Raw genomic sequence first — 12,979 nt, 5'->3', positions numbered from 1 at the left:
TTTATCCTAAAATTATTCAGAAATAATTTTAGCAGATTCGATTACAACGTTTTCTAAAGGAACATCAGCGTGATAACCGCGGTTACCAGTACGAACACCTTTGATCGCTTCAACAATGTCTAAACCTTCAACAACTTTACCAAATACAGCATAACCCCAACCTTGAGCAGTTTTAGAGGTATGGTTCAAGAAAGAGTTATTTTTCACGTTGATAAAGAATTGAGCAGACGCTGAGTGAGGAGCTTGAGTACGTGCCATTGCAATCGTACCTTCGTCGTTGCTTAAACCGTTATCAGCTTCATTTTCAATTGAATCACGTGTTGCTTTTTCTTTGAAGTTTTCATCCATACCGCCACCTTGGATCATGAAACCATCAATGACGCGGTGGAAAATAACGCCGTCATAAAAACCGTCACGTACATATTCTAAAAAATTTGCTACTGTTTTAGGTGCTTTTTCAGCATTCAATTCAAGAACAATACGACCTTTATTGGTGTTTAATTCGACTTGAGGAAAACTCATTACATTAATCTCCTAAACATGGGCTTATGACCATGGGTTTTTGGTTGAGAGAAGCATAAGCAAACTGTAAACTACAAGGCAAGTAAAAAACGTTAAAATCTTTGTTAAAAATGAAGATAGCGTTTAAATTTTTCGAAATTTTATCTACAAAGAAGTGATTGATACACTATGAAGCCTAATGATGTTGTCTCGAGCCTGCCAAATAACCCGACACCGAATACTCATGCCTCTGTCGATTCTGCGCAGCAAGAACAACAGGCTGGCTTAGATTTTGTTCGCCAAGTCATTACTGAAGACTTGGCTGCTGGTCGCGCAAAGCAAATCGTAACGCGTTTTCCACCAGAACCAAATGGCTATTTACATATTGGTCATGTAAAAGCGATTTGCCTAAACTTTGGTGTGGCTGAAGAGTTTGATGGTTTATGTAATTTACGTTTTGACGATACAAACCCTGATGCTGAAGAACAAGAGTATGTAGACGGTATTGCAAATGATGTGAAATGGCTTGGTTTTAACTGGAATGGTGAGCCTCGCTATGCATCAGGTTATTTTGATCAATTATATGCATGGGCTGTTCAATTGATTGAGCAAGGCGATGCTTATGTTGATTTACAGTCTCCAGAAGAAATTAAGTTAAACCGCGGTAGTTTTGTTGAACCTGGTAAAAATTCACCATACCGTGATGCATCTGTTGAAGAGAATCTCGCGCGTTTTGAAAAAATGCGCAGTGGTGAATTTAAAGAAGGTGAAGCTGTTCTGCGTGCCAAGATTGATATGGCAAGCCCAAATGTACATATGCGTGACCCAATTTTATATCGCGTATTGCATTCAGAGCATCACCAAACAGGTGACAAGTGGAAAATCTATCCAATGTATGACTACGCTCATCCATTGTCTGATGCTATTGAGGGGATTACTCACTCGCTTTGTACATTAGAGTTCCAAGATCACCGCCCGTTTTATGACTGGATTGTAGAAAAAGTAAAATCTGAAGCGGTTCCACATCAGTATGAATCTTCACGTTTAAATGTGGACTACACCATTACATCAAAACGTAAATTACGTAAATTGGTGGAAGGTGGTCATGTGAATGGTTGGGATGACCCACGTATGCCAACTGTAGTCGGTATGCGTCGTCGTGGCTTTACTGCTGAAGGTTTGCGTGAATTCTGTAAGCGCGTAGGTGTGTCAAAAACTGACGGTATTGTAGATGTTGCAATGCTTGAGTTCTGTATCCGTCAATCTTTGGAAAATACAGCTGCGCGTGGTATGGCTGTTTTAAGTCCACTTAAAGTGACTTTAACCAATTTACCGGAAGATATGGATCTTAAGCATGCTCGCCATCCAAACGTGGATATGGGTGATCGTGTAATTCCTTTAACCAAGGAAATCTATATTGACCGTAAAGACTTTGAGGAAGTTCCACCAAAGGGCTTCAAGCGCTTAATTCCTGATGGTGAAGTACGTTTACGTCATGCTTACGTGATTAAATGTGATGAAGTCATTAAGGATGCTAATGGTGAAGTGGTTGAGTTGAAATGTTCAATTGACCCTGAAACCTTAGGTAAAAACCCTGAAGGCCGTAAAGTAAAAGGCGTAATTCACTGGGTATCTGCGACTAAAGGCATTCCTGCTGAAGTACGTATTTACGATCGTTTGTTCACAGAAGCAGACCCTGAAACAGGTGATGATTTCTTGGCAAACCTAAATCCGGATTCGATGAAAGTGTTAGAAGCTGTCATTGAACCCGCTTTAGCACAAGCGAGTCCTGAAGATCGTTTCCAGTTTGAACGTGAAGGTTATTTCGTTGCTGATCAACATGATCATTCACCTGAAAAACCAGTGTTTAACCGTATTCTCGATTTGAAAGATAGCTTTAAGCCCGAGAAAAAGTAAGCCGAGTAACATGTTTTTGAGTAAATAGCAGATATAAAAAAGCCCAACTCAGTTGGGCTTTTTTATATTTATTTTCTTACCTATATTATTCTTTATTATGCTTTGGCAAATAAGCTAAGCTGGATTAACCACATAAAAATAAAGAACAATAATGATAAGAAGAATAAATGCTAGCGATAAATAAGTATTCACCGTGTTAAAGCTTTTAATAAATTTCAGGATTTCCATAGTAAATCAGCGTTTATTTTATGTTACAAAATGAATAAATTAATAATACACGGAAATTAATTATAAAGGGTCCCAAAGATAGATTAATAATCCATCTTTGGGTAAAAATTAAGCATTTGGTTTTATGGATATAATTTAATTAATATATTGAATTGAAGATTAATCACTATATCCAATTCGTTTAAGAAATTTTTGAATAACATCAAAAGCTGCTTGTTCGAGACTCTGAGCATATTGCTGATTTTGTTCGCGAAGTTTTGGAATTGAAATATTTGCATGGCGAAGTTCACATGTATGACCAATTAACCATTTTTCAAAATGTTCTTCAGTACTTTCAATGTGAAACTGTAAGGCAAGAATATTATTACCGACTTCAAATGCCTGATTGGTGTAAATATCAGAGCTTGCTAAGAGCACTGCATTTTCAGGAAGGTCGAAAGTATCGCCGTGCCAATGTAGAACATGAACATTATTAAGCAAACCAGATAAAACCTGATTAGCGCGTAGGCTTAAGCTCAGTGGACCCCAGCCAATTTCTTTTTGATGTCCTGCATATACTTTTGCACCAAGTGCATGAGCAATAAGCTGTGCACCTAGACAAATACCCAGAGTAGGTTTATCAGCTGCTAAACGTTGTTTGAGTAAAGCGATTTCATCTTTTAAGAATGGATAATCGTCAGTTTCATAAACGCCGATTGGGCCACCTAAAATAATGGTTAAACCTTCATGTACAAAAGCAGGGGTTAAATCATCAACACCCGCCTCAAAATAACGGACACGAAATCCAAGTTGATAAAAGACATCTTCTAATGAACCTAAGTCTTCGAAAGCAAGATGCTGAATGGCATAAATAGTTTTTGGGAAGGCGTTTGTTGTGCTCATACAAATGATTCATAGAAGATCAATATGTGGAGTATAGCGATAAATATAAAGAAGAGAATATCTGTATAAATCGCTAATACCCAGGAATTGATATTTTTCGTTGAAATAATGTTGTTATGCAAAGGATTATCTATTTATCAATAAATCCCTATACATATTCTATTGTTTAAAATAATAGCTTTTGAGTTGTCTCAAGGCCTATGTTTGAAAGTTGGTGTTCATCTTTTAAATTAACGCCTGAAAAGCCGAGCTGTTTTGATTTTTTCATTAATGCCATTAAACGTTGTACCGCAACAGGAATGCTTAATCCCGCCGAGCGAACATTGGAAATACAGTTGCGTTTGGCATCCAAACAGCCTGCATAGGCATTCCATGTGTAGTAAATACCCATACTATCGGGTGAGCTTAAACCTGGGCGTTCTCCAATAAGCATCACAAGCATAGATGCTTTAAAGATTTCAGCAACTTCATCACCTAAAGCAACCCGACTGCCTGTCGCAAGTGTAATTGGCGCAAGACTCCAGTTTTCTTGCTGAACTTGTTCACTCAGCGCTGTAATAAATCCCACAGCATTCGCTTCAATTGCTCTTGCAGAGAGTCCGTCACCTACAACAATACAAACATCGTACTGTTGTGGGTTTTCTGCATATTCCTTAATTAAGACATCTTTTGATTGGCTTGAAAGCTGACGCCCTAAATCTGGACGCTTAAGGTAAATTTCTTTATTAGCGGCATTACTTTGAACATGAAGACTTCTGAGCTGCTTTTGCTGTAACTGTTCAGATAAATATGAAACATCTAGATTTTGATAAACCGCATCTTTTGCTTGTGCATGGGACAACTGAAACTCAAGTAAGGCTCGTGTTGGAATACTACAACCTGCACGGCCCAGAGCAATACGGGCATCGGTAAACTGTTTGAGTTTTTCCCACTGATCTTGATGGGTAGAAGAGGGATATTGAATATCGCGATTAAGTTTCATGACGTTCTCCCTAGTTCATGAGCAGACGAGAGAATTGGTCAGGCATGTGATCTGCCCAACAAATTTGTGAATTCTGCTGTTTAAAAATACCTTGTTGTTCAAGCCAAGCAGAAAACTCAGGGGCTGGCTTTAATCCTAAAAGTTGTCTTAAGTAGAGGGCATCATGGAATGACGTCGTTTGATAGTTGAGCATGACATCGTCTGAACCCGGAATACCCATAATAAAGTTGATGCCCGCGGCGCCAAATAGGGTAAGCAGAACATCCATATCATTCTGGTCGGCATCGGCATGGTTGGTGTAACAAATGTCGCAGCCCATTGGCACACCAAGCAATTTACCGCAGAAGTGATCTTCTAGACCTGCGCGTATAATTTGTTTGCCGTTAAAAAGGTACTCTGGGCCAATAAAACCGACTACTGTATTTACTAAAAGCGGGTTATATTTTCGGGCTACGGCATAGGCACGAGTTTCCAATGTTTGCTGGTCAACGCCGTGATGTGCATTGCTTGATAAGGCGCTGCCTTGACCAGTTTCAAAGTACATAACATTTTGCCCAATGGTCCCGCGTTTGAGTGCGAGCGTGGCTTCATATCCTTCTTGTAGTAAGTCGAGCGATATTCCAAAACCCTCGTTGGCTTGTTGAGTGCCAGCAATTGACTGAAACATTAAATCAATCGGCACATTTTTTTCAGCGAGTTGAATACCTGAACTGATATGCGTGAGCACACAAGATTGGGTTGGAATTTGGTATTCCTGAATCACATGATCAAGCAATTTCAGTAGCTCTGACAAATTATGTAAGTTATCTGTCGCTGGGTTAATGCCAATCACGGCGTCACCATTGCCATACATCAAGCCATCTAAAATACTGGCGGAAATACCAAGAACATCGTCGGTAGGGTGATTGGGTTGCAAACGGGTAGAAAGATGTCCTTTTAAACCAATAGTGTTACGAAACTGGGTAATCACTTCACATTTGCTGGCTACATAAATCAAATCTTGATTGCGCATAATTTTGCTAACAGCAGCCACCATTTCTGGAGTTAAACCTGATGTTAATACTTTTAAGCTTTGTGCAGTTGCTTCTTCTCCAAGTAACCAATTCCGAAAATCGCCTACTGTAAAGTGTGAAATAGGGGCAAAGGCCGCCAGATCATGTTCATCAATAATTAGACGGGTAATTTCATCTGTTTCGTAATCGACAACAACTTCATTTAAGAAGGTCTTAAGGGGCACGTCGGCAAGTGCCATTTGTGCCGCAACATGTTCAGTTGCATCTCTGGCAGCTACACCAGCTAATTCGTCGCCTGAACGTAATGGCGTTGCTTTTGCCATTAAAGTTTTTAGGTCAGCAAAGTGATATTGCTGATTGGCGACAATATTGCGATAACTCATGATTGCATCCTTATCTGGTTTTATAGCTCTTGTTCAGCAGCTTTAATATTTGCAAACTCTTCTTCTGGTGTTCCTTTCACTAAATGATAGCGGCTGTAGAATAAAAAGTAAGCAATAAACACGATGTAAATAGCAGCAGCAATGAACCAGACTTTCGGGTTTACCACAAAACCTGCAATCACCGCAGCCGCTGCTAAAACTAATGCAATGCTTGAGGTGATAATGCCACCCAGTGTTTTATAGGGACGGGGCATGTCGGGTTTAGATAGGCGTAATTTGATGTGAGATAAGAGAATCAACACATAAGAAATGGTTGCCCCAAAAACGGCAATTAAAATCAGTGAATCGCCTTCTTTAGTAAGTGAAAGCAAGAACCCAATAATGCCCGGAATAATAATCGCAAGATAAGGTGCTTTATTTTTATTGGTTAATGAGAGTGAAGTCGGTAAATAGCCAGCTCGTGACAGTGCAAAAATTTGACGCGAATAGGCATAGATAATTGAAAAGAAACTTGCGATTAAACCTGCTAAACCCACAAAGTTTACAAAGGTCGCTAGCCATGTATTAGCTCCATAAACTTTAACCAGAGCATCTACGAGAGGAGCGCCTGAGTTTTGCAAAGTACTTGCACCAGCTGCGCCTGCACCCAAGAATAAAATAAGCATAGCAAACGCCGTTAATATGAGCATCGCACCTATTAAACCGCGTGGTAGAGACTTGGCTGGATCTTTCGCTTCTTCGGCTGCTAAAGGAACTCCCTCAACTGCAAGAAAAAACCAGATTGCAAAAGGAACCGCTGCCCATATACCTAAGTAACCATGAGGTAAAAAACGACTTGCGCCTACCCCTGTACCAACTGGAATATCTAACAGGTTTTGTGTATTAAAATGCGGAATCATTGCTGCAATAAAAACTACAAGAGCAACTGCTGCGACAAGCGTAATTGCAAACATGATTTTTAAGGCTTCACCAGCACCTTTCAGATGTATACCCATAAAAATGGCATAGCAGGCGAGGTAAATCATCCAGCCATTAATGCCAAATAAAGATTCACAATAACCACCAATAAATACGGCAATCGCCGCAGGAGCAATTGCATATTCAATTAAAATAGCTGTTCCTGTTAAATAGCCACCAAAAGGACCAAAAGCTGCGCGGGCAAAACTATAACCACCGCCCGCCGTAGGCATCATAGTGGACATTTCTGACATAGAAAGGCATAGGCACAGGTACATAAGCGCAGCAAGTGCAGTGGCAATAAACATACCACCCCAACCACCTTGGGCAATGCCAAAGTTCCAACCTGCAAAATCACCGGATATCACATAAGCTACGCCTAAACCAATCAGGAGTAACCAACCGACCGTGCCTTGTTTGAGTTGGCGTTGTGCAAAATATTCTGCTGATGAGACTTCAGTGCTGGAAGAAATGACCGAAGCTGTTTCTGGTTGATTCATACAATACTCCTTGGAGTTGGTTTGTATGAATCAATGCAAAAGCAATGCCTAAATGAAGCGATTTAAAGGTTTGATGATGGTTTTTTATTCCAAATGATAAAAACTCATGGTTTAACGAGATAAATAAAGAAGCCAGCAATCTAAATTACTGGCTTCTTACATAATTAATGATCTTACTTCTTTCTAGTGTTGATAGTCTGGTATCAACTTGGTGCGAAACTTAGAAGAAGCCCATAGGTTTAGTTGAATAACTCACCAACAAGTTTTTAGTTTGTTGATAATGATCTAACATCATCTTGTGGTTTTCACGGCCAATACCTGACTTTTTGTAGCCACCAAATGCAGCGTGAGCAGGGTAGATGTTATAGCAGTTTGTCCAGACACGACCAGCTTCAATCGCACGACCAGCACGATAAGAAATGTGTGCTGAACGTGACCAAACGCCTGCACCTAAACCATACATGGTGTCATTGGCAATTTTGATTGCATCGTCAAAGTCTTTGAATGTTGTCACAGCAAGCACAGGTCCAAAAATTTCTTCTTGGAAAATTTGCATGCTGTTGTGACCTTTAAAAATAGTCGGATCAACATAGAAACCATCGCCTACTTCTTTACGGCCACTACCGCCAAGTAAGAGTTCTGCACCTTCTTCACGGCCCGTATTAATACAACTTAAGATTTTCTCTTGTTGTTGTAGAGACGCTTGAGCACCAATCATGGTTTCAGTATCAAGTGGGTGACCCGTTTTAATACGTTTTACACGCTCGACAGCCATTTCCAAGAACTGATCAGCAATGCTCTCTTGTACTAAAGCACGAGAAGGGCAAGTACATACTTCACCTTGGTTCAAGGCAAACATTGCAAAACCTTCAAGCGTTTTTTCTAAGAAATCATCTTCTTTGTCCATGATATCTTCAAAGAAAAGATTTGGTGACTTACCGCCAAGTTCTAATGTCACTGGAATAATATTTTCGGTCGCATATTGCATGACCATTTGCCCAGTTTGGGTTGAACCTGTAAATGCAATTTTGGCAATACGTGGATTTGTGGCTAACGGGCGGCCAACTTCTGCACCGAAACCATTCACAATATTAAGCACACCCGGCGGTAAGATATCTTGGATGAGTTCAGCAACCAGCAAAATTCCTACTGGTGTTTGCTCTGCCGGTTTAATCACAACACAGTTACCCGCAGCTAAAGCAGGAGCAAGCTTCCATGCTGCCATTAAAATAGGGAAGTTCCATGGAATGATTTGACCCACGACACCTAGCGGTTCATGGAAGTGGTAAGCAATCGTATCTTCATCAATTTCAGAGATGCCGCCTTCTTGAGCGCGAATACATCCAGCGAAATAACGGAAATGGTCGATTGCAAGTGGAATGTCTGCTGCTAAAGTTTCACGTACTGCTTTACCGTTATCCCAAGTTTCTGCTACTGCTAACATTTCAAGATTTGCTTCTAAACGATCAGCAATTTTTAAAAGTATATTAGAGCGGACCGTTGGCGAGGCTTTATTCCATGTTGCTTTGGCTTTATGTGCTGCATCTAGAGCGAGTTCGATATCTTCGGCACTAGAGCGTGGAATACGGGTAAAAACTTTTCCATCAACAGGAGATACATTGTCAAAATAAGCACCTTTTACAGGTGCAACCCATTCACCGCCAATAAAATTTTCATATTGTGATTTGAATTGAACTTTTGAGCCCGATTGATTTGGATCGATATAGCGCATATAAATATTCCTTTGCTTTTTAGGACTAAAGACTAACAAGAACCCTGTCAGTAGGTACTTTCGTACTTTGTTTAATTAGGATATAAAGAAGAAGGTTGGAGAAAGGTTGGAATAGAAATGTGGATATATAAGGAACTTACAAATGTTCACAAAAAAGGATTTATTGCAGCAACGGACGTTGATTGATCAACTGCGTACGCAAAATAGTCTCTCTCCTCAAAATGCTGCCAAACTGGGTCAAAGTATTGCAAGTTCATGGGAACGGTCAGCCTCTGCTGCGATTCCTAAAGAGCGTTTTGCTGCCCCATTAGTCGAGAAAAAATCTGCTTCACAAAATGCTTTAGATATGGCCTTAACGCAATGTGCTGATGATTTACGCCATATTGCTGAGCAATCTTCAATGGTAATAGCCGTGGGGGATATTGGTAGTACGATCATTTGGACGGCAACAAGTGCGCAAATGCAAAGTGCTGCTGAGCGTGTTCACTTTGTGCAGGGCGGGCAATGGCGTGAAGAATTTGTTGGCACCAATGCATTGGCTTTGTCTTTAAAAACTCAACAATCAAGCTGTGTTTTTTCCAATGAACACTATATGGAATCAATTCATGATTGGGTGTGTTATGCCGCGCCAATTATCGATCCTTATTCAAAACAAACTCTAGGTGTCGTTGATTTATCGACGACTTGGAAAAATCATAATAGTTTGGGAATATTGGCTGCTGAACGTTGTGCTTCAATTATTCAATCTGCCTTGCTAGAGCAGCAGCGTCAACAATTAAATATTCGGGCATTTTCGACGCCACAAGTTAAATTTAATGGCAAAAGTTTGTTATTAACACCGCGTCAAATTGAGATTTTAACTATATTGGCCTTATGTCCGCATGGTTTAACTTTAGAGCATCTTTATCAGGCGCTCTATGGCGAACGTAAAGTCAGTATGGGTACGCTTAAAGCTGAAATGTCTCAACTTCGAGATATTTTGGGGGGCTTGCTTGGTTCACGTCCATATCGTTTGCTTGTTCATGTAGAAGCCGATTTTTTGCAAGCTGAACAAGCACTGGATGCAGGATATGCAGCCTCAGCTTTGCAGCTTTACACAGGTGTTTTTCTGGCAAAAACTGAAAGTCCGTTTTTATGTGCATGGCGTGACTGCCTCGAATCACGCCTAAGCGATGCAATTTTTAAAACCCAAGAAACAGATTTATTACTTAAGCATTTAGCTCATTTCCCCGAAGCAATTGATGCGGTAGAACGCCTTATGGAGTTAGTGCCGAGCGAACATCCTGCGCATCAACTGCTGGTGAAATACCTTGACTCGCCTAAGCTCAGTTAAGTGATTTTTTGATCCAGCCACTGGAATAATTGTTGATAGACTTGTTCCCGTACTGGCTGGGCCGAAAGGACTAAATCATGCAATCCATTGTGAATAGAGACAACGGAGACATCGCCTTTGATTTTTTTACCATGTTTTGCAATGTCTTTAACATCTAAAATTACATCACTTTGAGCCGCATCTACTCCCCATTTTTTAGGGTTTTTGGTTTGATGGGAATGCATAATCAGTGCGGGAACATTCAGTTTAACCCCGCGATGTATTTCTTTTTGTGCCGTATGAATTGCATGTAGAAAGCTGAGTTGAACAGTAGACGCAGACGTTGGTTTCCAGTCCAGATTAAAGTCCCATTCGCCTTTAAGTTCTTTATGAAGGCTCGCGGTGTACCATTTGTTCAGTTGGCTTGGGAATTTAACTTTTGGCAGATATTTTCCTACTCGGCTGAGCATTGGAATACCAAACTTTTTTTCGACCAAGCTTAAATTAAAGTCGTAAAACGGGCTGTTTGCCCACAGCGCTTTAATAAGAGGGTGGCTTGGGTTATGGGCAGCATAAAGCGTTGCTGTCAGACCGCCAGTTGAATGTCCTGCGAGCAAAACTTGTGTGTGCTTTTCTTTGGCAATGATATCTAATGCTTGAGTAATTTCGGCATCGTATTCATTTAAATCAAGCACATTATAGAAAATTTGATGGGGTAGCTTTGAACGGCCGTATTTTCTTAAATCTAGTGCGTAGAAGTCATAACCATGTGCATTGAATTGTTCAGCCATTTCAGTTTGAAAGAAATAATCTAAAAACCCATGAATATAAAGCACAGCTTTTTGAGTCGGTTGAGCAGCTTTCTTACGAACTAGGGTTGCTACAACTTTACCTTCATAATCATCAGGAAAGTTGAGTGTGAGCTGTTCGTAGCCAGTTCCTAAAATATCTGGGGCATATGTTTGAGTAGCTGAGGATGTATTCATTTTTATCGAGCTATTGTAATTAAGACATGCTGAGTATCCTTCAATGAAATGGGCGAATTGTCAATCAGGTTTAGAGGTTGGTTTGGAATAGAGGTTTTAAAAAAAGGGGAATACCGCTGGAGCTAAGTATTCCCCAAAAAGTAAGTCAATGGTTGGAGGGGTTTGACTTACTAGAGGGACATGCCATTACATCAGTATTAAAGTGCTGCTTTAAATATCTCCACAACTTGCGCATGATTTGCTTTACGAGGGTTGGTCAGCATACATGCATCTTTTTGAGCGTTATCGGCCATGACTGTAAGGTCTTCAGTTTTTACGCCTAACTCTGTTAAACCAGATGGAATGCCGATGGATGAAGACAGTTTACGGATGGCATCAATTGCAGCATACGCAGCTTCCATCACAGTCAGCCCATGAGTTTTTACACCCATTAACTCAGCGATTTTTGCGTAGCGATCTGGGCAGGCAATTAAGTTAAATTCGCACACGTGTGGTAATAAAATTGCATTACATACACCGTGAGGTAAGTTATAGAAACCGCCTAATTGATGCGCCATCGCGTGAACATAACCTAAAGATGCATTGTTAAATGCCATGCCTGCCAAGTACTGTGCGTAGCTCATGGCATCACGAGCTTCGATATTTTCACCATTTGCGACAGCAGGTTGTAGCCACTGACTAATCATGGTAATCGCTTTTTCTGCACAAGCATCGGTAATTGGGTTGGCCGCCGTAGACACATATGCTTCAACAGCATGAGTTAAAGCATCCATACCCGTTGCAGCTGTTAAACCAGCAGGTTTCGCAATCATGAGTTTCGGGTCATCAATTGCAATAAGTGGAGTACAACGCCAGTCGACAATTGCCATTTTTACGTGAGTGTCTGTATTGGTAATAATGCAGAAACGAGTCATTTCAGATGCAGTACCAGCTGTGGTGTTGATCGCAATCAGCGGCGTCATTGGCACCTTACTTTTATCGATACCTTCATAGTCACGAATATGACCACCACCAGCAGTAACTAAGCCAATCCCTTTTGCACAGTCATGAGACGAACCACCACCTAGCGAGACAATAAAGTCACAGCCATTGTCGTTATAGGCATTTACACCATTATGAACATTGACGTCTGTTGGGTTTGGTTCAGCACCCGAGAATATATGGCTAGCAACGCCTGCTTCAGTTAAATAGTTTGCAATAAGATCTGCGACACCAAATTTAAATAAGCCTTCATCGGTCACAATTAATGCTTTTTTTGCGCCGAGGTTTTGTGCCTTTGTACCAATTTCTTTAGCGCATCCTGGACCAAAGAGTGATACACAGGGAATATAAAAACCGTTTGTTTGATCTGCAATATTTTTAAAAGCCATGGAGTGATTCCTTCTTCCATAAATCCATTGTTTGTTATTACAGGTGAGCCTCACCATGGCCTTAGTATTGAGATCTAAAGATCATTTTCCTACCTACCAAAAACCTACCAAATATTATTTTGCTATTAATTATTGATTTATATTGGTTTTATAGAATTTTTTTCACATTCATTTAATTTTTTCGGGAAAATCGTTAAGCTATGGGCTGTTGAAGAT

Annotated in this window: 11 protein-coding genes; 2 read left to right on the top strand and 9 right to left on the bottom strand. The window is 40.4% G+C overall.

Annotated features, from left to right (window positions below):
- Positions 1-12 precede the first annotated feature (12 nt).
- Complete coding sequence (locus tag KTH84_RS05315) at positions 13-522, bottom strand: peptidylprolyl isomerase (RefSeq protein WP_003652397.1); 510 nt, start codon at positions 520-522, stop codon at positions 13-15.
- 168 nt (positions 523-690) lie between these two features.
- Here KTH84_RS05315 and KTH84_RS05310 point away from each other — a divergent pair, with 168 nt between their 5' ends.
- Complete coding sequence (locus tag KTH84_RS05310) at positions 691-2,418, top strand: glutamine--tRNA ligase/YqeY domain fusion protein (protein WP_262472332.1); 1,728 nt, start codon at positions 691-693, stop codon at positions 2,416-2,418.
- A 114-nt stretch (positions 2,419-2,532) separates the two neighbouring features.
- On the opposite strand, the gene KTH84_RS05305 is transcribed toward KTH84_RS05310, so the two are convergent.
- The 6 genes from KTH84_RS05305 to KTH84_RS05280 form a co-directional block, all read right to left on the bottom strand.
- Entirely contained in the window at positions 2,533-2,646 is a 114-nt protein-coding gene (locus KTH84_RS05305; protein WP_080592263.1) for a hypothetical protein, read from the bottom strand.
- Between the two features lie 159 nt (positions 2,647-2,805).
- Positions 2,806-3,528: a glutamine amidotransferase gene (locus KTH84_RS05300; protein ID WP_262472331.1), complete on the bottom strand. Its 723-nt coding sequence runs from the start codon at positions 3,526-3,528 to the stop codon at positions 2,806-2,808.
- Positions 3,529-3,694: 166 nt separating this feature from the next.
- Positions 3,695-4,510 carry an ethanolamine ammonia-lyase subunit EutC gene (gene eutC, locus KTH84_RS05295; RefSeq protein WP_262472330.1) on the bottom strand — a complete coding sequence of 272 codons (816 nt, stop codon included), beginning with the start codon at positions 4,508-4,510 and terminating at the stop codon, positions 3,695-3,697.
- Between the two features lie 10 nt (positions 4,511-4,520).
- Positions 4,521-5,906 (bottom strand): ethanolamine ammonia-lyase subunit EutB, encoded by a 1,386-nt coding sequence (locus KTH84_RS05290; RefSeq protein ID WP_262472328.1) that lies wholly within the window; start codon positions 5,904-5,906, stop codon positions 4,521-4,523.
- Between the two features lie 20 nt (positions 5,907-5,926).
- Positions 5,927-7,363 carry an ethanolamine permease gene (gene eat / locus KTH84_RS05285; protein WP_262472327.1) on the bottom strand — a complete coding sequence of 479 codons (1,437 nt, stop codon included), beginning with the start codon at positions 7,361-7,363 and terminating at the stop codon, positions 5,927-5,929.
- Between the two features lie 220 nt (positions 7,364-7,583).
- Positions 7,584-9,095, bottom strand: a complete 1,512-nt coding sequence (locus KTH84_RS05280; protein ID WP_262472326.1) for an aldehyde dehydrogenase family protein — start codon at positions 9,093-9,095, stop codon at positions 7,584-7,586.
- A 142-nt stretch (positions 9,096-9,237) separates the two neighbouring features.
- On the opposite strand from KTH84_RS05280, the gene KTH84_RS05275 reads away from it, so the two are divergent.
- Positions 9,238-10,428, top strand: a complete 1,191-nt coding sequence (locus tag KTH84_RS05275) for a helix-turn-helix domain-containing protein (RefSeq protein WP_133972852.1) — start codon at positions 9,238-9,240, stop codon at positions 10,426-10,428.
- On the opposite strand, the gene KTH84_RS05270 is transcribed toward KTH84_RS05275, so the two are convergent.
- Both KTH84_RS05270 and KTH84_RS05265 read right to left on the bottom strand, forming a co-directional pair.
- Positions 10,425-11,393 carry an alpha/beta hydrolase gene (locus KTH84_RS05270; protein ID WP_262472324.1) on the bottom strand — a complete coding sequence of 323 codons (969 nt, stop codon included), beginning with the start codon at positions 11,391-11,393 and terminating at the stop codon, positions 10,425-10,427. The two genes, KTH84_RS05275 and KTH84_RS05270, sit on opposite strands and share 4 nt — an antisense overlap.
- A 197-nt stretch (positions 11,394-11,590) precedes the next feature.
- The gene (locus tag KTH84_RS05265; protein WP_262472323.1) at positions 11,591-12,763 is read right to left on the bottom strand and encodes an iron-containing alcohol dehydrogenase; all 1,173 of its coding nucleotides are present in this window, start codon (positions 12,761-12,763) and stop codon (positions 11,591-11,593) included.
- Positions 12,764-12,979 lie beyond the last annotated feature (216 nt).

The sequence above is a fragment of the Acinetobacter sp. WU_MDCI_Abxb74 genome, assembly GCF_025513915.1.
Lineage (GTDB): Bacteria > Pseudomonadota > Gammaproteobacteria > Pseudomonadales > Moraxellaceae > Acinetobacter > Acinetobacter calcoaceticus_C.
Note: the sequence above shows the minus strand (reverse complement) of the source record. Positions and strands in the feature narration are given on the sequence as shown.

Excerpts from the sequence above, each read along its gene's own strand:
- KTH84_RS05265 (WP_262472323.1), bottom strand. The coding sequence starts at position 12,763 with ATGGCTTTTAAAAATATTGCAGATCAAACAAACGGTTTTTATATTCCC.
- KTH84_RS05305 (WP_080592263.1), bottom strand. The coding sequence starts at position 2,646 with ATGGAAATCCTGAAATTTATTAAAAGCTTTAACACGGTGAATACTTAT.
- KTH84_RS05310 (WP_262472332.1), top strand. The coding sequence starts at position 691 with ATGAAGCCTAATGATGTTGTCTCGAGCCTGCCAAATAACCCGACACCG.
- KTH84_RS05290 (WP_262472328.1), bottom strand. The coding sequence starts at position 5,906 with ATGAGTTATCGCAATATTGTCGCCAATCAGCAATATCACTTTGCTGAC.
- KTH84_RS05315 (WP_003652397.1), bottom strand. The coding sequence starts at position 522 with ATGAGTTTTCCTCAAGTCGAATTAAACACCAATAAAGGTCGTATTGTT.
- eat (WP_262472327.1), bottom strand. The coding sequence starts at position 7,363 with ATGAATCAACCAGAAACAGCTTCGGTCATTTCTTCCAGCACTGAAGTC.
- eutC (WP_262472330.1), bottom strand. The coding sequence starts at position 4,510 with ATGAAACTTAATCGCGATATTCAATATCCCTCTTCTACCCATCAAGAT.
- KTH84_RS05280 (WP_262472326.1), bottom strand. The coding sequence starts at position 9,095 with ATGCGCTATATCGATCCAAATCAATCGGGCTCAAAAGTTCAATTCAAA.
- KTH84_RS05270 (WP_262472324.1), bottom strand. The coding sequence starts at position 11,393 with ATGAATACATCCTCAGCTACTCAAACATATGCCCCAGATATTTTAGGA.
- KTH84_RS05275 (WP_133972852.1), top strand. The coding sequence starts at position 9,238 with ATGTTCACAAAAAAGGATTTATTGCAGCAACGGACGTTGATTGATCAA.
- KTH84_RS05300 (WP_262472331.1), bottom strand. The coding sequence starts at position 3,528 with ATGAGCACAACAAACGCCTTCCCAAAAACTATTTATGCCATTCAGCAT.